Origin of the sequence: Bradyrhizobium sp. IC3123, from assembly GCF_020193625.1 — a bacterium.
In the GTDB taxonomy this organism is placed as follows: Bacteria; Pseudomonadota; Alphaproteobacteria; order Rhizobiales; family Xanthobacteraceae; genus Bradyrhizobium; species Bradyrhizobium yuanmingense.
Genome location: NZ_JADYVF010000022.1, coordinates 38,424 through 59,838 on the forward strand (window position 1 = coordinate 38,424; position 21,415 = coordinate 59,838).

Annotated in this window: 20 protein-coding genes; 6 read left to right on the forward strand and 14 right to left on the reverse strand. The window is 65.0% G+C overall.

Translation table 11 applies throughout. The features are described 5' to 3' along the window. Nucleotides 1–203: 203 nt before the first annotated feature. Entirely contained in the window at nucleotides 204–698 is a 495-nt protein-coding gene (locus I6F20_RS35540) for a septal ring lytic transglycosylase RlpA family protein (RefSeq protein WP_036008760.1), read from the reverse strand. Nucleotides 699–1,355: 657 nt separating this feature from the next. Here I6F20_RS35540 and I6F20_RS35545 point away from each other — a divergent pair. From I6F20_RS35545 to I6F20_RS35565, 5 genes are all read left to right on the forward strand, one after another. Continuing rightward, the gene (locus I6F20_RS35545; RefSeq protein WP_109141817.1) at nucleotides 1,356–1,916 is read left to right on the forward strand and encodes a F0F1 ATP synthase subunit delta; all 561 of its coding nucleotides are present in this window, start codon (nucleotides 1,356–1,358) and stop codon (nucleotides 1,914–1,916) included. Next, nucleotides 1,916–3,445: a F0F1 ATP synthase subunit alpha gene (gene atpA / locus I6F20_RS35550; protein ID WP_057026554.1), complete on the forward strand. Its 1,530-nt coding sequence runs from the start codon at nucleotides 1,916–1,918 to the stop codon at nucleotides 3,443–3,445. The genes I6F20_RS35545 and atpA overlap by 1 nt, the downstream gene beginning before the upstream one ends. 170 nt (nucleotides 3,446–3,615) lie before the next feature. Next, nucleotides 3,616–4,488 carry a F0F1 ATP synthase subunit gamma gene (locus tag I6F20_RS35555; protein WP_225114554.1) on the forward strand — a complete coding sequence of 291 codons (873 nt, stop codon included), beginning with the start codon at nucleotides 3,616–3,618 and terminating at the stop codon, nucleotides 4,486–4,488. A gap of 34 nt (nucleotides 4,489–4,522) precedes the next feature. Further along, nucleotides 4,523–5,965, forward strand: coding sequence for a F0F1 ATP synthase subunit beta (gene atpD / locus I6F20_RS35560; RefSeq protein ID WP_225130761.1), 1,443 nt, complete (start codon nucleotides 4,523–4,525; stop codon nucleotides 5,963–5,965). A gap of 88 nt (nucleotides 5,966–6,053) precedes the next feature. Further along, complete coding sequence (locus tag I6F20_RS35565) at nucleotides 6,054–6,461, forward strand: F0F1 ATP synthase subunit epsilon (RefSeq protein ID WP_036008748.1); 408 nt, start codon at nucleotides 6,054–6,056, stop codon at nucleotides 6,459–6,461. Between the two features lie 170 nt (nucleotides 6,462–6,631). Here the strand turns inward: I6F20_RS35565 and I6F20_RS35570 are convergent, their stop codons facing one another. The 10 genes from I6F20_RS35570 to proB form a co-directional block, all read right to left on the reverse strand. Beyond that, complete coding sequence (locus I6F20_RS35570) at nucleotides 6,632–7,132, reverse strand: RNA pyrophosphohydrolase (protein WP_036024643.1); 501 nt, start codon at nucleotides 7,130–7,132, stop codon at nucleotides 6,632–6,634. A gap of 194 nt (nucleotides 7,133–7,326) precedes the next feature. Continuing rightward, on the reverse strand, nucleotides 7,327–7,833 hold the full coding sequence (locus I6F20_RS35575; protein WP_036024645.1) for an RNA pyrophosphohydrolase: 507 nt from the start codon (nucleotides 7,831–7,833) through the stop codon (nucleotides 7,327–7,329). A gap of 75 nt (nucleotides 7,834–7,908) precedes the next feature. Then, the gene (locus I6F20_RS35580; protein ID WP_128265204.1) at nucleotides 7,909–9,129 is read right to left on the reverse strand and encodes a divergent polysaccharide deacetylase family protein; all 1,221 of its coding nucleotides are present in this window, start codon (nucleotides 9,127–9,129) and stop codon (nucleotides 7,909–7,911) included. 146 nt (nucleotides 9,130–9,275) lie between these two features. Beyond that, nucleotides 9,276–10,637, reverse strand: coding sequence for a S41 family peptidase (locus tag I6F20_RS35585; RefSeq protein WP_036008736.1), 1,362 nt, complete (start codon nucleotides 10,635–10,637; stop codon nucleotides 9,276–9,278). After that, nucleotides 10,634–12,031, reverse strand: coding sequence for a murein hydrolase activator EnvC family protein (locus I6F20_RS35590; RefSeq protein WP_036024669.1), 1,398 nt, complete (start codon nucleotides 12,029–12,031; stop codon nucleotides 10,634–10,636). The genes I6F20_RS35585 and I6F20_RS35590 overlap by 4 nt, the downstream gene beginning before the upstream one ends. A gap of 32 nt (nucleotides 12,032–12,063) precedes the next feature. Continuing rightward, nucleotides 12,064–12,546, reverse strand: a complete 483-nt coding sequence (gene rlmH, locus I6F20_RS35595; protein WP_036008734.1) for a 23S rRNA (pseudouridine(1915)-N(3))-methyltransferase RlmH — start codon at nucleotides 12,544–12,546, stop codon at nucleotides 12,064–12,066. 92 nt (nucleotides 12,547–12,638) lie between these two features. Next, a complete protein-coding gene (gene rsfS / locus I6F20_RS35600; protein ID WP_024338888.1) occupies nucleotides 12,639–12,995 on the reverse strand; it encodes a ribosome silencing factor in 357 nt (118 codons plus the stop codon). Between the two features lie 209 nt (nucleotides 12,996–13,204). Then, nucleotides 13,205–13,849, reverse strand: coding sequence for a nicotinate-nucleotide adenylyltransferase (locus I6F20_RS35605; RefSeq protein ID WP_036024650.1), 645 nt, complete (start codon nucleotides 13,847–13,849; stop codon nucleotides 13,205–13,207). A gap of 19 nt (nucleotides 13,850–13,868) precedes the next feature. After that, on the reverse strand, nucleotides 13,869–15,164 hold the full coding sequence (locus I6F20_RS35610) for a glutamate-5-semialdehyde dehydrogenase (protein WP_225130763.1): 1,296 nt from the start codon (nucleotides 15,162–15,164) through the stop codon (nucleotides 13,869–13,871). A 106-nt stretch (nucleotides 15,165–15,270) separates the two neighbouring features. Next, nucleotides 15,271–16,392 (reverse strand): glutamate 5-kinase, encoded by a 1,122-nt coding sequence (gene proB, locus I6F20_RS35615; protein ID WP_225130765.1) that lies wholly within the window; start codon nucleotides 16,390–16,392, stop codon nucleotides 15,271–15,273. A 192-nt stretch (nucleotides 16,393–16,584) separates the two neighbouring features. On the opposite strand from proB, the gene I6F20_RS35620 reads away from it, so the two are divergent. Continuing rightward, nucleotides 16,585–17,550 (forward strand): Bug family tripartite tricarboxylate transporter substrate binding protein, encoded by a 966-nt coding sequence (locus I6F20_RS35620; protein ID WP_036024653.1) that lies wholly within the window; start codon nucleotides 16,585–16,587, stop codon nucleotides 17,548–17,550. 160 nt (nucleotides 17,551–17,710) lie between these two features. Here I6F20_RS35620 and I6F20_RS35625 read toward each other — a convergent pair whose 3' ends face one another. The 3 genes from I6F20_RS35625 to I6F20_RS35635 form a co-directional block, all read right to left on the reverse strand. Continuing rightward, a complete protein-coding gene (locus I6F20_RS35625) occupies nucleotides 17,711–19,345 on the reverse strand; it encodes an alkaline phosphatase family protein (protein ID WP_225130767.1) in 1,635 nt (544 codons plus the stop codon). A 237-nt stretch (nucleotides 19,346–19,582) separates the two neighbouring features. After that, nucleotides 19,583–20,623 (reverse strand): GTPase ObgE, encoded by a 1,041-nt coding sequence (gene obgE / locus I6F20_RS35630; RefSeq protein ID WP_225130778.1) that lies wholly within the window; start codon nucleotides 20,621–20,623, stop codon nucleotides 19,583–19,585. Nucleotides 20,624–20,708: 85 nt separating this feature from the next. Further along, on the reverse strand, nucleotides 20,709–21,191 hold the full coding sequence (locus I6F20_RS35635; RefSeq protein WP_225130781.1) for a MaoC family dehydratase: 483 nt from the start codon (nucleotides 21,189–21,191) through the stop codon (nucleotides 20,709–20,711). Nucleotides 21,192–21,415: the final 224 nt, after the last annotated feature.

Below are 21,415 nucleotides of genomic sequence, written 5' to 3' on the forward strand. Positions count from 1 at the left end.
CTGTCATTCCGGGGCGCGCGTAGCGCGAGCCCGGAATCCATCGGGCGGCAGAGTTTGTGGATGAATGGATTCCGGGTTCGCGCTCCGCGCGCCCCGGAATGACAAAACAAAAAAAGCCCGCGGTCCCCCAAGACCGCGGGCTTGTTTCACGTGCGCAGCAAACTGATGAAAACTGCGCGCTCGATCAGGCGCGGATCGCGCCTTTAGGAGACGACTTCCGCGGTGACGCGGCCAACGCCGCGACTGGTGAGGCCAATGGCGCGGGCGGCACCCGTGGAGAGGTCGAGCACGCGCCCGCGAATGAACGGGCCGCGGTCATTGATGGTGACGATGACGCTCTGGCTGCCATGGGTGACGCGCAGCTTGGTGCCGAAGGGCAGCGAACGGTGCGCCGCGGTCATGGCGTTCTGGTTGAAGCGCTGGCCCGAGGCGGTCTTGCTACCGGACTCATTGCCGTAAAAGGACGCGATGCCGGAGAAGCTGCGGCCCGTGCCGGAGGTCGGCGTCATCGACGCATTGGCATTGCGCCAATCGGAGGTCGCGTTGGCCTCGGTCTGGGCGTGGTGGCGATGGTGATGCCGATGCTTGGATTTGGCGGAAGCTTCGGTGGCAGTTCCACCGACGAGGAGAGTTGCGGCGACGAAAGCAATCGCCGTACGCGGCCGGGTCACAAAGCCCAGCGTCTTCAAAGACAGCATTTAATGGTCCCTAAGCTAGTATTGCCACATTTGTGGCAAGTGAAGCCCCCATCAGTTTGTGAGCGATTTGGCGTTTCGATTCCCAATGAGGCGTGAATTGGGCAGTAAATCCAGTATGTGTCGTCGTGAAATATCTTGTTACCGTCGCGAGATATTCATCCGATATCCCGTAATCTTCGCCTTTAACGATTTATTAACCTCTAATTTACTTGCGAATACTGTAAAGCGAAGTCATCGCCTCTAGCGTTTAGAATTCGATAAGTATTCGGGGGGTGGAACTGGCGGGAACGGATTCACGCTTCAGCGATCCGTGTTCATGGCCGCTATGCGCTGGGGGCAGGAACCAATGGGGGTGCCGCGGCAGGGCCGGCGCTGAATTCCGTGACGTGGCAGGTCGCCGCCTCGGTCGGCCCTCCCGCGCGCAATGTGTTGCGAGGCTGCGACGAACTGGCGATAGAACCTCATGCCTTTAGTTTGGCGTCATGTTGCACCTGCGCACCTGCTATGTTAGCAAAGCCGCGATTTTAACGAGCCCGGCACCTCCCGTGCTGGTCGGAAATCGAAGTCCCGCTTGAATTCCAAGGGCTTGGATCGCTAGGCGCCGCTTCGTGGCGACGGTTTTTCCCTTGCGAGTTTGACAGCAAAAAGAGCGCGTCTGTGGCTGCAGAAGATACGTCCGTTTCAGGTGTGTCCGGCCGTTATGCAACGGCCTTGTTCGAGCTGGCCCGCGACCAGAACGTGGTCGACGAGGTCAAAGCCGATCTTGATAAATTCGATGCCTTGCTGAACGAAAGCGCTGATCTCAAGCGCCTCGTCCGCAGCCCGGTGTTCGCCGCCGATGCCCAGTCCAAGGCCCTTTCGGCCGTGCTGGACAAGGCGGGCATCGCCGGCATCACCGCCAACTTTCTGAAAGTGCTGACCGCCAACCGCCGCCTGTTCGCGGTGGCCGACGTCAGCCGCGCCTACCGCGCCCTCGTGGCCCGGTTCAAGGGCGAGACGACGGCCGACGTCACGGTGGCGGAGGCGCTCTCAGACAAGAATCTCGATGCCCTCAAGGTTGCCCTGAAGTCGGTGACCGGCAAGGACGTCGCGCTGAACGTGAAAGTCGATCCCTCGATTATCGGTGGCCTCGTCGTCAAGCTGGGCAGCCGCATGGTGGATGGTTCGCTTCGCACCAAACTCAATTCGATCAAGCACGCGATGAAAGAGGCAGGCTGATGGACATCCGCGCCGCGGAAATTTCCGCGATCCTCAAGGACCAGATCAAGAATTTCGGCCAGGAAGCTGAAGTCTCCGAAGTCGGACAGGTGCTGTCCGTCGGCGACGGTATCGCCCGCGTCTACGGTCTGGACAACGTCCAGGCCGGTGAAATGGTCGAGTTCGAGAACGGCACCCGCGGCATGGCGCTGAACCTCGAAACCGACAACGTCGGTGTCGTTATTTTCGGTGCCGACCGCGAGATCAAGGAAGGCCAGACCGTCAAGCGCACCCGCGCCATCGTGGACGCGCCGGTCGGCAAGGGCCTGCTTGGCCGCGTGGTCGACGCGCTCGGCAACCCCATCGACGGCAAGGGCCCGATCCAGGCCGACAAGCGCATGCGCGTCGACGTCAAGGCGCCCGGCATCATTCCGCGCAAATCGGTGAACGAGCCGATGGCGACCGGCCTCAAGGCCATCGACGCCCTGATCCCGATCGGCCGCGGCCAGCGCGAGCTGATCATCGGCGACCGCCAGACCGGCAAGACCGCGATCGCGCTCGACACCATCCTGAACCAGAAGCCGCTCAACGCGCAGCCGGACGAGAACATCAAGCTGTACTGCGTCTACGTCGCGGTCGGCCAGAAGCGTTCGACCGTCGCCCAGTTCGTGAAGGTGCTGGAAGAGCAGGGCGCGCTCGAATACTCGATCGTCGTCGCCGCCACCGCCTCCGATCCGGCGCCGATGCAGTACATCGCGCCCTTTACCGGCTGCACCATGGGCGAGTACTTCCGCGACAACGGCATGCACGCGGTCATCATCTATGACGATCTGTCCAAGCAGGCCGTCGCCTACCGTCAGATGTCGCTGCTGCTGCGCCGCCCGCCGGGCCGCGAAGCCTATCCCGGCGACGTGTTCTATCTGCACTCCCGCCTGCTCGAGCGCGCGGCGAAGCTGAACAAGGACATGGGCTCGGGCTCGCTGACGGCGCTGCCTGTCATCGAAACCCAGGCCAACGACGTGTCGGCTTACATCCCGACCAACGTCATCTCGATCACCGACGGCCAGATCTTCCTGGAAACCGACCTGTTCTTCCAGGGCATCCGTCCTGCCGTGAACGTCGGTCTGTCGGTGTCGCGCGTCGGTTCGTCGGCGCAGACCAAGGCCACCAAGAAGGTCGCCGGCAAGATCAAGGGCGAGCTCGCGCAGTACCGCGAAATGGCGGCGTTCGCGCAGTTCGGCTCCGACCTCGACGCCTCGACCCAGCGCCTGCTCAACCGCGGCTCGCGCCTCACCGAGCTGCTCAAGCAGCCGCAGTTCTCGCCGCTGAAGATGGAAGAGCAGGTCTGCGTGATCTGGGCCGGCACCAACGGCTATCTCGATCCGCTCCCGCTCAACAAGGTGCGCGCGTTCGAGGACGGCCTGCTCTCGCTGCTGCGCGGCAAGCACGCCGACATCCTCAACGCGATTCGCGACAGCCGCGATCTCTCCGACGATACCGCTGCCAAGCTGAAGTCGGTGGTCGAGGGCTTCGCGAAGTCTTTCTCGTAAGAAGGCCGTCATGGCCGGGCCAAAGCGCGAAGCGCGTCTTCGCAACTGAAGTCCCGGCCATCCACGTCTTGTGCGTGGAAGACGGAGAACGTGGATGCCCGGGACACGCCCGGGTATGACGAAAGGATAGGGTCGCGGTCGAGCCGCAGGCTGATCGCTGGGGACGAAGAATGGCGTCACTTAAAGACATGCGCGTCCGCATCGCCTCCACCAAGGCGACGCAAAAGATCACCAAGGCCATGCAGATGGTCGCGGCCTCCAAGCTGCGCCGCGCGCAGACCGCCGCGGAAGCGGCGCGTCCCTATGCCGACAAGATGAGCGCGGTGATCTCCAACATCGCCAGCGCCGCGGTCGGCTCGCCCGGCGCACCGGTGCTGCTGGCCGGCACCGGCCGAGACCAGGTTCATCTGCTGCTGGTCTGCACCGGCGAGCGCGGCCTGTCCGGCGCCTTCAACTCCTCGATCGTGCGTCTCGCCCGCGAGCGCGCTCTGGCGCTCGCTGCGCAGGGCAAGGAGGTGAAATTCTTCTGCGTCGGCCGCAAGGGTTACGAGCAGCTCCGCCGCCAGTTCGACAAGCAGATCGTCGAGCACATGGACCTGCGCAGCGTCCGCCAGCTCGGCTTCGTCAACGCCGAGGAGATCGCCAAGAAGGTTCTGGCGCGCTTCGACAACGGCGAATTCGACGTCTGCACGCTGTTCTACTCGCAATTCAAGTCGGTGATCGCGCAGATCCCGACCGCCCAGCAGGTCATCCCGCTGGTCATCGAGGAGGGCGGTGCCGCCAACACGACGTCGTACGAATACGAGCCGGAAGAGGACGAGATCCTCACGCGGCTGTTGCCGCGCAATCTCGCCGTGCAGATCTTCCGCGCCCTGCTCGAGAACAACGCCTCGTTCTACGGCGCGCAGATGAGCGCGATGGACAACGCCACGCGCAACGCCGGCGAAATGATCCGCAAGCAGACGCTGGTCTACAACCGCACGCGTCAGGCTCAGATCACCAAGGAACTCATCGAAATCATCTCCGGCGCAGAAGCAGTCTGACCGGACACGAAATTCGGATCGAAGGAGACAGTAAATGGCTACAGTAGCCACACAGATCGGTCGCGTTACCCAGGTCATGGGCGCTGTCGTCGACGTGCAGTTCGAAGGCCACCTGCCGGCCATTCTCAACTCGCTCGAGACCAAGAACGGCAACAACCGCCTGGTGCTGGAAGTCGCGCAGCATCTCGGCGAGTCGACCGTCCGCACCATCGCGATGGACGCCACCGAAGGTCTGGTGCGCGGCCAGGAAGTGACCGACACCGGTCAGCCGATTTCGGTTCCCGTGGGTGACGGTACGCTGGGCCGCATCATGAACGTCATCGGCGAGCCGATCGACGAGGCCGGCCCGATCAAGTCGGAAGGCACGCGCGCCATCCACCAGGAAGCGCCGACCTATACCGACCAGTCGACCGAAGCCGAAATTCTCGTCACCGGCATCAAGGTCGTCGATCTGCTCGCTCCGTATGCGAAGGGCGGCAAGATCGGCCTGTTCGGCGGCGCCGGCGTGGGCAAGACCGTGCTGATTCAGGAGCTGATCAACAACGTCGCCAAGGCGCACGGCGGTTACTCCGTGTTCGCCGGCGTCGGCGAGCGTACCCGCGAGGGCAACGACCTCTACCACGAGTTCATCGAGTCCAAGGTCAACGCCGATCCGCACAATCCGGATCCGAGCGTGAAGTCGAAATGCGCTCTCGTGTTCGGTCAGATGAACGAGCCGCCGGGCGCCCGCGCCCGCGTCGGCCTGACCGGTCTGACCGTTGCCGAGCACTTCCGCGACCAGGGCCAGGACGTGCTGTTCTTCGTCGACAACATCTTCCGCTTCACGCAAGCGGGTTCGGAAGTGTCGGCGCTGCTCGGCCGTATTCCTTCGGCGGTGGGTTATCAGCCGACGCTCGCGACCGACATGGGCGCGCTGCAGGAGCGCATCACCACCACGCAAAAGGGCTCGATCACCTCGGTGCAGGCCATCTACGTGCCGGCCGACGACTTGACCGACCCGGCGCCCGCGACCTCGTTCGCGCACTTGGACGCCACCACGGTGCTGTCGCGCGCGATCTCGGAAAAGGGCATCTATCCGGCGGTGGACCCGCTCGACTCGACCTCGCGCATGCTCTCGCCGCTGGTCGTCGGCGAGGAGCACTACACCGTCGCCCGTCAGGTCCAGCAGGTGCTGCAGCGCTACAAGTCGCTCCAGGACATCATCGCCATTCTCGGCATGGACGAGCTTTCGGAAGAGGACAAGCTAACGGTGGCCCGCGCCCGCAAGATCGAGCGCTTCCTGTCGCAGCCGTTCCACGTCGCCGAAATCTTCACGGGTTCGCCGGGCAAGTTCGTGGACCTCGCCGACACCATCAAGGGCTTCAAGGGCCTCGTGGAAGGCAAGTACGACCACCTGCCGGAAGCTGCCTTCTACATGGTCGGCACCATCGAAGAAGCCGTCGAGAAGGGCAAGAAGCTGGCGGCGGAAGCGGCCTAAGGTGCGAATGGCGAATAGGGAGTAGCGAATAGACGCGCTGCTCTCTTCGCCACTCGCCATTCGCTACTCACCATTCGCAAGGTTTCCCATGGCCACCTTCCATTTCGATCTCGTCTCTCCGGAAAAGCTCGCCTTCTCGGGTGAGGTCGATCAGGTCGACATCCCCGGCGCCGAGGGTGATTTCGGCGTGCTGGCGGGGCATGCGCCGGTCGTGGCTGCGATCCGGCCCGGCATCCTCACCGTCACCACCGGCGGCCGCCACGAGAAGATCATCGTGCTCGGCGGCCTTGCCGAAGTCTCCGAAAAGGGCCTCACCGTGCTCGCCGACGTCGCGACCTCGCTGGACGAGCTCGACCGTGTCCAGTTCGCCGAGACGATCGCGGAGATGGAAGAGAACTTGAAGGAGCACGAAGGCACCGAGCTCGATCAGGCCATCGAGCGGCTCGACCACTTCAAGAGCATCCAGCATCAGCTCAACGCCACGGCTATGCACTAAGCCCCGGGGCACCGCTCCGGGGCTCGATCTCCAAATTCCTGAACAGTTTCAGCGCTCGTCACGGTCGTGGCGGGCGCTGAAACTTTATTGCGCTATCGCTGGCGCTGTCGCCTATTTTATCGCGGCGCGTCAGTCACTTCGCTACTGTGCATGGGGTTGTTTTCGAGAGTTCAGTCGGCGAGGTGCGCAAACTCCTGTGCCACCGCGCGGTAGACCTCGCGGCGGAACGGCACCACGAGGTCGGCGACACGGCCGAGGCGCTCCCAGCGCCAGGCGTCGAACTCGGCGGGCTGGCCGTTGCGCGGCGTCAGCGGATCGATCTCGTCGTCCGTGCCGGTGAAGCGCAGCGCGAACCATTTCTGGCGCTGGCCGCGAAATTTCGCCAGCCGGTGCGTCTGCGGTCCGTCGTAAGGCGGGAATTCATAGGTGAACCAGTCGGTCTCGCCGAGATAGTCGGCACTGACGACGTTGGTCTCCTCCCACAGCTCGCGCATCGCCGCATCACGCAGGTTCTCGCCCTCGTCGACGCCGCCCTGCGGCATCTGCCAGTCGAGCCCCGGCAGGATGATCTCGGGTCCGTCACCCTTGAAGCGATGGCCGATCAGCACGCGGCCGTCGGCGTTGAACAGCGCGATGCCGACGTTCGGGCGGTAGGGTTTGTGGGTCGTCACGCGTAACCTTCTCTCGTCATTCCGGGGCGCGCGAAGCGCGAGCTCTGGTGCGCAATTGCGCACCTGAGAATCCATAACCACAGGCCACAATGGGTTGAAAGGCCGTGGCTGCGATCCTTCGCACAGCTTCTGCCTGGGGCTATGGACCCCCGCCTTCGCGGGGGTGACGAGCGGAGCTTTAGGCGGGAGCGTCGCTATCCCTCCGCCAGCGCAGAAAATTCCTGCACCACGCGCTCATAGACTGGGCGCTTGAACGGGATGATCAACTCAGGGAGATTCTTCATCGACTCCCAGCGCCAGCTCACGAATTCCGCCTTGTGGCCGCCGCCGCCGGGATGCTCGACGTTGATCTCGCTGTCCTTGCCGGTGAAGCGCACCGCGTACCATTTCTGGCGCTGGCCGCGGTAGCGGCCCTTCCAGGCGCGCCCGGCAACGGTGCGCGGAATGTCATAGGTGAGCCAGTCCGGGACCTCGCCGAGCCGCTCGACCGAGCGCACGCTGGTCTCCTCGTAGAGCTCGCGCTTGGCCGCTTCCCAGGTGTCCTCGCCGGGATCGACCCCGCCCTGCGGCATCTGCCAGACATGGGTGTCGTCGACATGCTCGATGCCGCCGGCGCGGCGGCCGATGAACACCAGTCCCTTTGGATTGATCAGCATCACGCCGACACAGGTCCGGTAGGGCAGATCCTCGTAACGCGCCATTCCGCCAGACCTCTTGCCTGCTTCTTGGGAAGGCATGCCGGCCCCGCGAGACCCGCGCCGAACCAATTCGTTGATTTAGCTGGATTTTGATTTCAGCATCGCGGTTGTCAATGGCACCAAAAGGATACCTCGGTCGCCCAATGTCTTGGTCCAGGCGCTGATGCGCTCGATCGAGACGGGCAGGGCGGAGGCCGTGCCGACGGCGATGCCGCGCTCGCGCGCCGCCGATTCCAGCTTGTTGAGGGCGCGGTCGATCTCGGTCGCTGTCGGCACCGCGTCGATGGCGATATCGCCCTTGCCGAACGGCACGGCCTGGTTGGCCGCGGCCTGAGGCGCGATGCTGCGGGGCGAGGAGCCGTCGTCGAAGAAGCCGAGCCCGCGCTTGGCCGCCTCGCGGATGATCGGCTGCATCGCCGGCTCCGTGGCGATGAAGCGGGCGCCCATGAAATTGGTGAGGCCGGCATAGCCCTGCATCCGGCTGAGGTGCCAGTACAGGCGGTCCATGTTCTGGTCGGGGCTGAGCGAGGTCAGCAGCGTCTGCGGCCCCGGATCGTTGTCGGGGAAGTCGTAGGGCTCCATCGGGATCTGGAGGAAGATCTCGTGGCGCTGCGCCCGCGCCCGCTCGGCGAGCTTGCCGGGGTCGGAGCCGTAGGGCGTGAAGGCCAGCGTCACCGCCGGCGGCAGCTTCATGATGGCGTCCAGGGTCTTGGCGGCGCCGACGCCGAGGCCGCCGATCACGATCGCGACCACCGGCATCTTGGCGGCCTTGGCGCGGTCGGCGTCCGCCGCATAGACGTTGAACGGCCTCAGCCCGTCGGCGACCACAGGGATCATGCCGTAGCGCGATTTCTCCAGCAGCTTCGGATTGATCCCGGTCATGACGGGCGGCGGGGCGGATGCAGCCTCGCCCTTGTCGGCGGCATCGCCCCCGCCGATCACCACGTCGCGGCGGGCGCCGGTGGAGCCATCGATCATGGTGATGGTCTTCTGCTCGCCGGGCGCGGCCTGCTTCGGCGTTTCCTTGGTCTCGTGCTTGGTTTCCTGGCCTTGGCCGATGGCAGACTTGTCGTCCGTGGCCTTCTCGGCCGGCCTGAGCTGGTTGATCGCGATCCGGCTCATCGGCTCACCGCCGAGCGGGTCCTTGTTGAAGATGGCGAAGCCGGCAAAGGTAACCAGGAACAGGCCGAGCAGAACAGCGAGCAGCTGCATAGACGTGAACGGCAGCCGCAGCCGCCGTTTGCGGCGCGGCTTATCCTGTCCGAGCGGGGCGCTCAGATCATCGGCCGTTTCAGTCATGCGCGATCCCGAATCACTCCAGCCGACGATACCACGCCGAGGTCAAGCGGCGGCAGGCCGGGATAGGCCGGAGGCAGCAGCAGTTCCCAAGCAAAAAGGGCGGCTTCGGGAAGCCGCCCTTTCGCTGGATCGCGTGATACGCCGACCTAGTTCGCCGCTTTGGCCTTGTCGGTCGCCGCCTTGTTGTCGTTGCCGGGCGTCGGCGCCGCGGAGGCGCTGTTCTTGATGCCGTGGAGCAGGTCGCCGGCGAGCTTGAGCGCCTTGTCGTCCTTGGCGTCCGGCGGGACGTAGGACTGCGAGCCCGTCTTCTCGTCGCCGTCGTTCTTCAGGTGGCCGCGCAGCGAAGCCTCGCCCTTGGTGTCGGTGCGCGACTTCAGCTCGTCCGGCACGTCCTGCAGCACTTCGATATCGGGCACGATGCCCTTGGCCTGGATCGACTTGCCCGACGGCGTGTAATAGCGCGCGGTGGTCAGCCGCAGCGCGCCGTTGCCGCTGCCGAGCGGAATGATGGTCTGCACCGAGCCCTTGCCGAACGAGCGCGTGCCGACGATGGTCGCGCGCTTGTGGTCCTGCAGCGCGCCGGCGACGATTTCCGACGCCGAGGCCGAGCCGCCATTGACCAGCACGATGACCGGCCTGCCCTTGGTCAGGTCGCCCGTATGCGCGGCGCGGCGCTGGGTCTCCTCGGCATTGCGGCCGCGGGTCGAGACGATCTCGCCCTTCTCAAGGAACGAGTCGGAGACGGTGACCGCTTCCTCGAGCAGGCCGCCCGGATTGTTGCGGAGGTCGATGATGAAGCCCTTGAGCTTGTCGCCGCCGATCTGGTTCGTGAGGTTGCCGATCTCGCGCTTCAGGCCTTCGGTGGTCTGCTCGTTGAAGGTGGTGATGCGGATATAGCCGATGTCATCCTGCTCGACGCGCGCGCGCACCGAGCGGACGCGGATGTTGTCGCGCACCAGCGTGACGTCGAGCGGATTGTCCTGGCCCTTGCGGATGATCTTGAGCTTGATCTTGGTGTTGACTGGACCGCGCATCTTCTCGACCGCCTGGTTCAGGGTCAGGCCCTGCACCGCCTCGTCGTCGAGATTGGTGATGATGTCGTTGGCCATGACGCCGGCGCGCGAGGCGGGCGTGTCGTCGATCGGCGAGACCACCTTGATCAGGCCGTCCTCCATCGTGACCTCGATGCCGAGGCCGCCGAACTCGCCGCGGGTCTGCACCTGCATGTCGCGGAAGCTCTTCGCGTCCATGTAGCTCGAGTGCGGATCGAGGCCGGTAAGCATGCCGCTGATGGCGGATTCGATCAGCTTGGTGTCATCAGGCTTCTCGACATAGTCGGAGCGCACGCGCTCGAACACGTCGCCGAACAGGTTGAGCTGGCGATAGGTGTCCGCGGTGGCGGCTCGCGCGCTGGAGCCCATGAACACCGCGCGCGGCTGGGTCACGAACAGCGTCAGCGCTGCACCGGTGGCGGCGCTGAGGAGGATTACTGAAGTCTTGCGCATCATCCGCGAACCTTCTCGCCTTCATTTGCGGCCCACCATGGGCCTGGATCGATTGGAGTGCCGTCTTTACGGAACTCGACATACAGCACAGGTTGACTCGCATTGGTGGCGAGAATGGAAGCGACCTGAGAGGTCGACCCCATGGTCGCGACCGGCTCCCCCGTGAGCACAAACTGGCCGATGTTGACCGAAATGCGCTCCATCCCGGCGATCAGGACATGATACCCGCCCCCGGCGTTTAGGATCAAGAGTTGTCCATAGCTGCGGAATGGGCCGGCATACACAACCCAGCCATCACACGGCGTCGTGACCTGGGCGCCGGGCTTGGTCGCCAGCGAAATGCCCTTCTGGACGCCGCCGACCCCGTCGGAACCGCCAAAGTCCCTGATCTTGTTACCGTTAACCGGAAACGGCAGGAGGCCCTTGGCCGAAGCGAAGGCGATCGCCGGGGTGGTGCGGGACTTGTCCTTGAACGCGCCCGGGCCCTGTTTGGCGCTGGCGGCCGCGTTTGCCGCCGCCAGTTTGGCCTCCTTGGCCTCGGCCTGCCTTGCGGCCTCGGCAGCCTTCTCGGCCGCCCTGGCGGCGGTTTGCAGATCCTGCTCCATCTTGGCGATCAGCCCCTGGAGATCGCCGACCTGCCTTGACAGCGCGATCGCGCGCGCGCTTTCGGCGTCGAGGTCTTTTTCCCGCGCGGACTGCTGACGCTGCCGTTCCTCGATCAGGGCGGTGAGCCGGGTCTGGTCGCTCCTGACCTTGTCGCGGTCGGAGGCGAGCTGATCGCGCTCGGTGGCTATGGTCTTGCGCAAGGCCACGAGCTCGCCGAGCTCGCTTGCGATCTTCTCGGCGCGGCCGCGCAATTCCGGCACGACGGCGCCAAGCAGCATCGCGGTGCGCAAGGATTGCAGCGCATCTTCTGGCCGCACCAGCAGCGCCGGCGGCGTGCGCCGGCCGGCGCGCTGCAAGGCCGCCAGCACCTCGACGATGTCGGCACGGCGCGAATCCAGCGATGCGCGCATCTGCTGCTCGCGGCCGTTCAGCGTTCGCAGCCGCGCCTCGGCCTCGTCGATCTTGGTTTCCACGGCGCGCACATTGGCGGCGGTGTCGATCAGCTGCTGATTGAGCTGGGTGCGGTCCTGGCCGAGCGCGGTGATCTCGGCCTTCAGCTTGGCCTGCGCTTCTTCCGCGCTTCGTTGCCTCGCGCGCGCGGCCTCCAGCTCCTGCTCGCGCTGCTTGATCGCGTCGGGCGAGACGGCGGCAGTCTGCGGCGACGGCGCAACTGTCTGACCTTGCGTCTGAGCTTGCGCGAGGCTTTCTTCGGCGAAGAGGCTTGCTTCGGCGAAGAGGCTTGCGCCGGCAAGGCCGGTGATCAGCAGCAGGTTGAGGAGCGGCGCTCGCATCGTGTCGGCAAAGGTGCTCGTTGTGGCGCGCATCACGCGCGGTGATAGGGATGGCCGGCCAGGATGGTGGCGGCCCGATACAGCTGTTCCAGAAGCATGACGCGGACCATTTGGTGCGGCCAGGTCGCAGAGCCGAACGCGATCGCGAGCTTGGCCTTACGGCGCAATTCGGGCGAAAGTCCGTCCGCCCCTCCGATCACGAAAATAGTATGTCCGGCGCCCTCGTCGCGCCAGCGCGCCAGATGCCGTGCGAATACGGTGGACTCGAGATTCTGGCCGCGCTCGTCCAGCGCCACCAGGATCGCCTTGTCAGGAATATGCGCCGAGATCGCCGCGGCCTCTTCGGCCATCCGTGTCGCGGCGTCGCGCGCGCGGCTTTCGGGAATTTCGTGGATGCCGAGCTCGCGGAATCCAAGCTTGCGGCCAGCCTCCTCGAACCGCTCGAAATAGCGGTCTGCAAGCTCCCGTTCGGGGCCCTGCTTCAGCCGGCCCACCGCAATGACAGCAACACGCATGATTTTAGGAGTCGCGTTGACGAGACCGCGCGCAACAGGCGCGCGCACGACGCTAGCATGCGCGTCAGCCGATTCGAAATCGGCCTTCGAGCCTAGATCGCCTTCGCCGCCCCTGGGCCCTGCGTGTACAACCGCTCGAGGTTGTAGAACTCGCGGACCTCGGGTCTGAACACGTGCACGATCACGTCGCCGGAATCGATCAGCACCCAGTCGCAATTGGGCAAGCCCTCGACATGGATGTTCTTGATGCCGTTTTCCTTGAGGCTCTTGGTGACGTTTTCCGCGATCGCGCCGACGTGCCGGTTCACCCGGCCGGTGGTGACGATCATGTAGTCGGAGTACGCCGATTTGCCGCGAAGGTCGATGGTGACCGTCTCTTCCGCCTTCATGTCCTCGAGGCGGGAGAGGATCAGGCTCAGCGTCTTGTCGGCGTCGGGTTGCGCCTTCAAGGCCGCAGCTTTGGTCGATGTTTTACGCGTAGGCTTGGCAACCTTGGGTAAAACAGACTTGGACAATACAGATGCGGTCAGGGACCATTCCTTTCACTGTATCGCGAACGCCGAATCCGGGCGCCCACTGGTTACACTACATCATGTGGGGTTAAGGGTTTCAATATGCCAGAGAGACCGAAATCCCCACCAGGTCGGCACACTTCGTCTCACTTCGTACCTTTCCAGCTCCCGTCCGGGTTCCGTAGGCCGGTCGAGGACAGATTCAGCTTCAATCCGGTCAGGAACACCCAGGCCGGTGCCGGCCGATCTGCAAGCTGGACAGCCTTGTTCTCGGGCAGACGGTAGCGCGATAACGCCTGGGCCGCGGGCGAGCCGAGCGCGCGAAAACTCTGCGGGGGGCGATCGATCACGGCCATCGGCACCTGGGCGGCGATGCGCCGCCAGTCCTGCCAACGATGGAATTGAGCGAGATTGTCGGCGCCCATGATCCAGACGAAGCGCAAGCCAGGAAAGCGGCGGCGCAAGGTGTTGATCGTGTCGATAGTATAGCGGGTGCGAATGACGGATTCGAGACAGCTCACCTCGATGCGCGGATCATCGGCGACCTCGCGCGCGGCCTGCATGCGCTCGCCGAGCTCGTGCAGCGTGCCGTTCTCCTTGAGCGGATTGCCCGGCGTAACCAGCCACCAGACGCGATCGAGCTGCAATCGCTTCAGCGCGAAGCGGCTGATCGCGCGGTGCGCCTGATGCGGCGGGTTGAACGAGCCGCCGAGCAGGCCGATGCGCATGCCCGGCGTCGAGGGCGGAACCGCTTGCGCCACGAAGCGCGGCACGACGAGATTGTTGCTCAATGCCCGCGCCCCGCGACGTCTACGGCCGAGTCTGTCCGGTGCCGCGGACGCGATATTTGAAGCTCGTCAATTGCTCGGCGCCGACCGGGCCGCGGGCGTGGAAGCGGCCGGTGGCAATCCCGATCTCGGCGCCGAACCCGAACTCGCCGCCATCGGCAAACTGCGTCGAGGCGTTGTGGAGCACGATCGCGGAATCGACCTCGCTCAGGAACTTGCTCGCCGCAGCCTCATCCGCGCTCACGATGGCATCGGTGTGATGCGAGCCGTGGTCCTGGATGTGCGCGATCGCGCCGTCGACGCCGTCCACCACCTTCGCCGCGATGATCGCGTCGAGATATTCGGTGTCCCAATCCTCCTCGCTCGCCGGCTTGACGCGCGCATCGGCCTTCTGCACGGCCTCGTCACCGCGCACCTCGCAGCCGGCATCGAGCAGCATCTCCACCAGCGGCTTCAGGTTCTTGCCAGCGGCGGCACGATCGACCAGCAGCGTCTCGGCCGCGCCGCAGACGCCGGTGCGTCGCATCTTGGCATTGAGCACGATCGACTTCGCCATGGCGAGGTCGGCGCTGCCGTCGATATAGACGTGGTTGACGCCTTCGAGATGCGCGAAGACAGGCACGCGCGCCTCCTGCTCGACCCGCGCGACGAGGCTCTTGCCCCCGCGCGGCACGATGACGTCGATGGCTCCGTTGAGGCCCGACAGCATCATGCCGACCGCGGCGCGGTCGCGCGTCGGCACCAGCGTGATCGCAGCTTCCGGCAGGCCGGCTTCGCGCAGGCCCTGCACCAGGCACTCATGGATGGCGCGGCACGAGCGGAAACTGTCGGAGCCGCCGCGCAGGATCACGGCATTGCCCGACTTCAGGCACAGCACGCCGGCATCGGCCGCGACATTGGGCCGGCTCTCAAAAATCACGCCGACGACGCCGAGCGGCACGCGCACGCGCTCGATGGACATGCCGTTCGGCCGCTGCCAGCGCTCGGTGACGACGCCGATGGGATCGGCGATGCCGCGCACAATGCCGATGCCTTCGGCCATTCCTTCGACCCGTGCCGGCGTCAGCGTCAGGCGATCGATGAAGGAGGAGGTGGCATTGCCGGCGGCACGGGCCTCCGCGACGTCCTCCGCATTGGCGGCGAGGATCGCGGCCGAGTTGGCGCGGATTGCCCGCTCCATGGCTTCCAGCGCGCGGTTCTTCTGCTCCGGCGGCGCCAGCGCCAGCACGCGCGCGGCAGCGCGGGCACGGGTTCCAAGATCGGACATCAGCGCCTGAAGATCGGCATTGCCGTCAACGGCTTTGAGGGGGGCGGCCATGGGGTCAAAACCTTCTGCTAAGGCGGTGTCCTAGCACGGAAATCCCGCTTTTGCGAAGGGCGGGGAGGGTATGGCTGGTCTCCCGGCGGCGAGCGGGGCGGGGCCCTTACCCGCCCACCACCAGATCATCCCGGTGGATCATCTCCGCGCGGCCGCTGATGCCGAGGATGGTCATCACGTCGGGGGAGGAGCGGCCCTTGATCCGCTCGGCATCATCGGCGTCATAGGCGATCAGGCCGCGGCCGACCTCGCTGCCGTCGGGGCCGCGCACGATCACGGCATCGCCGCGGGCGAACTGGCCCTCGACCTTGTTCACGCCGGCCGGCAGCAGGCTGGCCCCGGCCCGTAGCGCGGTCACCGCGCCGGCGTCGATGGTCAGCGTGCCCTTCGGCTCCAGCGTGCCCGCGATCCAGCGCTTTCGCGAGGTGATGGGATTGGCCGGCGTCAGGAACCAGGTGCAGCGGCCGCCATCGGCGATCGCCTGCAAGGGATGCTCGATCTTGCCGGAGGAGATCAGCATATGCGTGCCTCCGGTCGTCGCGATCTTGGCGGCCTCGACCTTGGTGCGCATGCCACCGCGCGACAGCTCGGACTCGGCATCGCCGGCCACGGCCTCGATCTCCGATGAGATGCTGTCGACGACGGGAATAAGCTTAGCGTTCGGATTGTTCTTCGGCGGGGCGTCGTAGAGCCCGTCGATGTCGGACAGCAGCACCAGCAGGTCGGCGCTCGCCATGGTCGCGACGCGCGCGGCGAGGCGATCGTTGTCGCCGTAGCGGATCTCGGTGGTCGCCACCGTGTCGTTCTCGTTGATCACGGGGATCGCGCGCCATTCCAGCAGCTTGCCGATGGTGGAGCGCGCGTTGAGATAGCGGCGGCGCTCCTCGGTGTCCTGCAGCGTCACGAGGATCTGGCCGGCGCCGATACCGTGGGCGCCAAGCACCTCCGACCAGATTCGCGCCAGCGCGATCTGACCGACGGCGGCCGCGGCCTGGCTCTCTTCCAGCTTCAGCGGGCCGCGCGGCAATTTCAGCCGGCTGCGGCCGAGTGCGATCGAGCCGGAGGAGACGACCAGCACGTCGCGCCCTTCCTTGTGCAGCTTGGCCATGTCGTCGGCCAGTGCAGCCAGCCAGGACGCACGCACCTCGCCCCTGTCGGAATCCACCAGCAGCGCTGAGCCGACCTTGACGACGATGCGGCGGAATTGGCTGAGTTCGGGGCTGGCCATGTCTCTTGTGTGCTGGCGCTGGATGCGAATGACGGCGGAGCGACAGGCGGCGCCGATGAGCCCCTGCTTTTGCAGCAGGACGGTGACCGGCGCAAGTCAGCCGGGATGGTAAACGACGCATGTCGGCCTTGTGTCAGCCGTCCGTCTGGCTCTAATGGCGATCAACGATAAACGGGCCGAAAGAGGAAACGAATGGATCGCCGCAAATTCATGGCCGGATGCCTCGGCCTGCCGCTGTTCGCGCAGGCGGGTGGTGCGCGGGCGCAGGCCGGGCTGACGAAGATCATCTTCCCGTTTGCGGCCGGAGCCGGCGGCGACACGCTGTGCCGGCTGCTCGCGCAGGAGATGGCTCCGCTGCTGCAGCGGACCGTCGTGGTCGAGAACCGCACCGGCGGCGACGGCCTGATCGGCATCAAGGCGGTGAAAGGCGCGAGCCCCGACGGCAGCATGGTGCTGGTGACGACAGGGCCGACCATGTATCTGCTGCCAATGGTGGAGGCGACGCCGAGCTTCGACACGGCCAGGGATTTCATGCCGGTGTCGCTGCTGGCGCGCTTCGAGTTTGCGCTGGTGATCGGCCCGGGCATCGATGCTGCCGATTTCAAAGCGTTCGTAGCGTGGCTGAAATCGCATCCGGACAAGACCTCGTTCGGAGTGCCGAGCAACGGCACCATTCCGCATTTCACCGGCTCCAAGCTCGAGAAGGATCTCGGTATTCCCCTGACCCGCGTGCCCTATCGCGGCAGCGCGCCGATCCTTAACGACCTCGTCGGCGGCCACATTTCCTTCGGGATCACCACGCTGGCGGACGCGCTGCCGCAGCACCGCGCCAAGGGCGTGAAGATCATCGCGGTCGCGAGCGCGGAACGTTCACCCTTCGCGCCTGACGTGCCCACGCTGAAGGAGAGCGGCATCGATCTCGTTGCCGACGCCTGGTACGGCATGTGGCTTCCCGCCGGCAGCCCGCCGGAGTTCGCGAGCAAGCTCGGGGCGGCGGCGAGCGCGGCGCTTGCCAAGCCGGAGGTGAAGGAGAAGTTGACGGCGATCGGGCTGATTCCGATCGGCAGCAATGCGGACGCGCTATCCAAGGAGCTCGCCGCGAACACCGCGCTGTGGCAGCCGATCGTGAAGGCGACGGGCTACAAGATCACGAATTGAAGGCTGCCTCTTCTCCCTCCCCCCGTTCTTACGGGGAGAGGGTTGGGGTGAGGGGCTGTCTCCGCGAAAGCGCTGGCAATTGGACTCGCGGAGAGTCCCCCTCACCCGGAATTTGCTCTCGCAAATTCCGGCCTCTCCCCGCAAGCGGGGAGAGGCTGCTTCACATCTTCGCGCGCTGGGCGATGCCGTCCTTGATCGCCGCGAGCTCTTTCTCGTCCCAGATGCCGATCAGGATGCCACCCTTCACCTGGAGCTGACTATCCGCATAGGCGGCGATCTTCTCGCGTGGTGTGGTGATATGATCGTTCGGATGCAGCGCCCAGTCGAACAGCTCGGCCTGGAGCCGCGCGATGATGCCGGCGCATTCCGGATCGTCGCCGCGATCCAGATATTCGTCCGGATCGGTTTCGAGGTCGTACAGCATCGGGCGGAAGCCGGAGGCGTGGATGTATTTCCAGCGCCCGTCGAACACCATGAACAGGCGGCAGCGCTCGATCGGCTGGTTCAGCTTCAGCCGCACGTCCTGCATGGAATAGTCATATTCGGAGAACGCCACCTTGCGCCAATCTGATGGCGTGGGCCCGCGCAGCAGCGGCAGCAATGACCGCCCTTCGAGGATGTGGCCCGGCACCTTGCCGCCGAAATAATCGACGAAGGTCGGCGCGAGATCGATTCCCTCGACCAGCGCGTCGCTGCGCGTGCCGCGCGTGGCGTCGGCTTCCTTCGAGGGATCGATGATGATCAGCGGGATCTTCGCCGACTGCTCGTGGAACAGGTCCTTCTCGCCCATCCAGTGATCGCCGAGATAATCGCCATGATCGGAGGTGAACACGATCATGGTGGTGTCGAGCAGGCCGCGCGCCTCCAGAAACTTCATCAGCACGCCCATCTGGTCGTCGATCTGGGTGATCAGGCCCATATAGGTCGGGATCACCTTCTCGCGTGCATCATCGCGCGCCATGTTGCGGGAGTAGCGCATGTCCATGTAGGCGCCGAACACCGGATGCGGATTCTGCCGTTCGCGCTCCGAGCGGATCACCGGGATCATGTCATCCGTCGAATACATGCTGGCATAGGGCTCCGGCGCGATATAGGGCCAGTGCGGCTTGATGTAGGACAGATGCAAACACCAGGGGCGGCCGTCCGTTTCCGCCTCGCTGATGAAGTCCATCGCGCGCCGCGTCATGTAGGGCGTCTCGGAATGCTCTTCGGGCACGCGCGCGGCCTTGTCGGCATGCACCAGCAGCCAGCCGTTCTGCAAGCTGCCATCCTCGGCAGCGCCGGAATTGGCCCAGTGCTCCCAGGGATTGGTGGCTTCAAAACCCTGCTTTCGCAGATATTCGTCGTATTTCGGCCGCGGCCGTCCGGTCGGATGCAGGCCGTCGTCGCGCTCGTAAGGCTCGAAGCCGCATTCGGCGACATGCACGCCGATCATCGATTCCGGCGGGATGCCGAGCGCCTTCATGCCTTCGATGTCAGGCGCCATGTGGGTCTTACCGACCAGCACGTTGCGCACGCCGATCTTGTTGAGGTGATCGCCGAGCGTGGGCTCGCCGACGCGCAGCGGCCAGCCGTTCCAGTGCGAGCCGTGCGAGCGCATGTAGCGGCCGGTGTAGAACGACATCCGCGACGGGCCGCAGATCGGCGATTGCACATAGGCCTTCGTGAACAGCACGCCGCGCTTGGCCATGGCGTCGATGTTCGGTGTCTTCAGCGTGGGATGGCCGGTGCAGCCGAGATAGTCATAGCGAAGCTGGTCGCACATGATCCAGAGAACGTTCTTCGCGCGCGCCATGCGTCATCCCTGCCGTTTCATGATTGTTCGATGCTGCGCTATCGCGGGCGCGAAGACAAGCCGGTGATGCGCGCGCTCGCAGCGATAGACTCCGCTGTCGTCCCCGCGAAGGCGGGGACCCATAACCACAGGGAGTCGTTTGGCGAAGACTCGTCGTTCGGTACTTCGACCCTTCGCAACAGATAGATCACGCGGTATGGGTCCCCGCCTTCGCGGGGACGACGTTGGGGAGAGAGTTTAAGCCGACCACGGCTCCGCTTCGGCCGCGCTCTTGGCCTTGGCGGAGACCGGGCTTTCGCCGATCACATCGGCCAGCGCGCGCAACGCCTCCTTGACGCCCTGGCCGGTGGCGCCCGACAGCAGCAGCGGCGTCTTCTTGGCGGCGCGCTTCAGGCGGTCCTTCTGCTTCTTCAGCTCGTCCGGCTCGACCGCATCGATCTTGTTCAGCGCGACGATCTCGATCTTGTCGGTGAGCTGCCCGCCATAGGCGTCGAGCTCCTTGCGCACGGTCTTGTAGGCCTTGCCGGCATGCTCGCAGGTGGCGTCGATCAGGTGCAGCAGCACGCGGCAGCGCTCGACATGGCCGAGGAAGCGGTCGCCGAGGCCGGTGCCTTCATGCGCGCCCTCGATCAGGCCGGGAATGTCGGCCAGCACGAATTCGCGGCCGTCGGCATTCACGACGCCGAGCTGGGGATGCAGCGTGGTGAAGGGATAATCGGCGATCTTCGGCTTTGCCGCGCTGACCTTGGAGAGGAACGTTGACTTGCCCGCATTGGGCATGCCGACGAGGCCGGCGTCCGCGATCAGCTTCAGCCGCAGCCAGATCCAGCGCTCCTCGCCGGGCTGGCCGGGATTGGCGTTGCGCGGCGCGCGGTTGGTCGAGGACTTGAAATGCGCATTGCCGAACCCGCCATTGCCGCCTTCGGCCAGCACGAACTTTTCGCCGACCTTGGTGAAGTCGTGGATCAAGGTCTCGCGATCCTCGTCGAAGATCTGCGTGCCGACCGGCACCTTCAGCACGATGTTCTTGCCGTTGGCGCCGTGGCGGTCCGAGCCCGAACCGTTCTCGCCCTTCTGCGCCTTGAAATGCTGCTGGTAGCGGTAGTCGATCAGCGTGTTGAGGTCGTCGGCGACCTCGATGATGACATTGCCGCCGCGGCCGCCATTGCCGCCGGAGGGACCGCCGAATTCGATGAACTTCTCGCGGCGGAACGCCACGCAGCCGTTCCCGCCGTCACCGGAGCGGATATAGACCTTTGCTTCGTCAAGGAATTTCATGGGCCATAGGTAGGCCAGCCGGCCCCCTGCGGCAACCCGGATTGACCCGCAAACCGGCTGAAATTCCGCCGACTGCTGCCCTTGCTTAACCGGTCGGTCGCCGCCGGATCAGGAATTTCTGCAGGCCGTCCAGCACCAGCTCCTTGCGCTGGTTGAACACGGTGCTGCGCAGCGTCACCACGCCGGTGGTGCGCCCCGGCACCAGCTCGGTGACTTCGAGCGCGGGATAGATGGTGTCGTCGGCGAACACCGGCTTGAGGAACCGGCTCGACTGCTCGAGGAAGCCGACCAGGGAGTCCTCGACCATGAACGGAAACAGGCCGGCGCCGGGCGCGGTGTGGATCAGGGTCTGGAAGCCGTGGGCGAGCAGGTGCGGCATGCCGCGGGCGCGGCAATATTCCACGTCGTAATGCACGGGGTGGGTGTCGCCGCTCGCGGTCTGGAATGCGGCGAACAATGCCGAGGTTTGGGTGCGGCTCGGCAGCACGAAGCGTTCGCCGACGACGAAATCCTCAAACCAGCGTTGCGTCGGGATCATGCGATGCCGGGTGGGATCGAAGTCGGTCATGCGCTGCACCATCGTCACGGATTCGGATTGCGATCCGTATCGCGCCACGCGAAGTGCGACAATGCGTTCAATTCGGCGGAAGTGGGCTTGTCCCTGGTGCTCACGTCATTAAAACGACGGCAAGCGACTCTACCAGCCGATTCCTGACGCTCTCTCCCCGTCATTGCGAGCGCAGCGAAGCAATCCAGACTGCCGCTGCGAAAGCAGTCTGGATTGCTTCGTCG

Excerpts from the sequence above, each read along its gene's own strand:
- I6F20_RS35540 (WP_036008760.1), bottom strand. The coding sequence starts at position 698 with ATGCTGTCTTTGAAGACGCTGGGCTTTGTGACCCGGCCGCGTACGGCG.
- atpA (WP_057026554.1), top strand. The coding sequence starts at position 1,916 with ATGGACATCCGCGCCGCGGAAATTTCCGCGATCCTCAAGGACCAGATC.
- I6F20_RS35555 (WP_225114554.1), top strand. The coding sequence starts at position 3,616 with ATGGCGTCACTTAAAGACATGCGCGTCCGCATCGCCTCCACCAAGGCG.
- atpD (WP_225130761.1), top strand. The coding sequence starts at position 4,523 with ATGGCTACAGTAGCCACACAGATCGGTCGCGTTACCCAGGTCATGGGC.
- I6F20_RS35565 (WP_036008748.1), top strand. The coding sequence starts at position 6,054 with ATGGCCACCTTCCATTTCGATCTCGTCTCTCCGGAAAAGCTCGCCTTC.
- I6F20_RS35575 (WP_036024645.1), bottom strand. The coding sequence starts at position 7,833 with ATGGCGCGTTACGAGGATCTGCCCTACCGGACCTGTGTCGGCGTGATG.
- I6F20_RS35580 (WP_128265204.1), bottom strand. The coding sequence starts at position 9,129 with ATGACTGAAACGGCCGATGATCTGAGCGCCCCGCTCGGACAGGATAAG.
- I6F20_RS35585 (WP_036008736.1), bottom strand. The coding sequence starts at position 10,637 with ATGATGCGCAAGACTTCAGTAATCCTCCTCAGCGCCGCCACCGGTGCA.
- I6F20_RS35590 (WP_036024669.1), bottom strand. The coding sequence starts at position 12,031 with ATGCGAGCGCCGCTCCTCAACCTGCTGCTGATCACCGGCCTTGCCGGC.
- rlmH (WP_036008734.1), bottom strand. The coding sequence starts at position 12,546 with ATGCGTGTTGCTGTCATTGCGGTGGGCCGGCTGAAGCAGGGCCCCGAA.
- I6F20_RS35610 (WP_225130763.1), bottom strand. The coding sequence starts at position 15,164 with ATGGCCGCCCCCCTCAAAGCCGTTGACGGCAATGCCGATCTTCAGGCG.
- proB (WP_225130765.1), bottom strand. The coding sequence starts at position 16,392 with ATGGCCAGCCCCGAACTCAGCCAATTCCGCCGCATCGTCGTCAAGGTC.
- I6F20_RS35620 (WP_036024653.1), top strand. The coding sequence starts at position 16,585 with ATGGATCGCCGCAAATTCATGGCCGGATGCCTCGGCCTGCCGCTGTTC.
- I6F20_RS35625 (WP_225130767.1), bottom strand. The coding sequence starts at position 19,345 with ATGGCGCGCGCGAAGAACGTTCTCTGGATCATGTGCGACCAGCTTCGC.
- obgE (WP_225130778.1), bottom strand. The coding sequence starts at position 20,623 with ATGAAATTCCTTGACGAAGCAAAGGTCTATATCCGCTCCGGTGACGGC.
- I6F20_RS35635 (WP_225130781.1), bottom strand. The coding sequence starts at position 21,191 with ATGACCGACTTCGATCCCACCCGGCATCGCATGATCCCGACGCAACGC.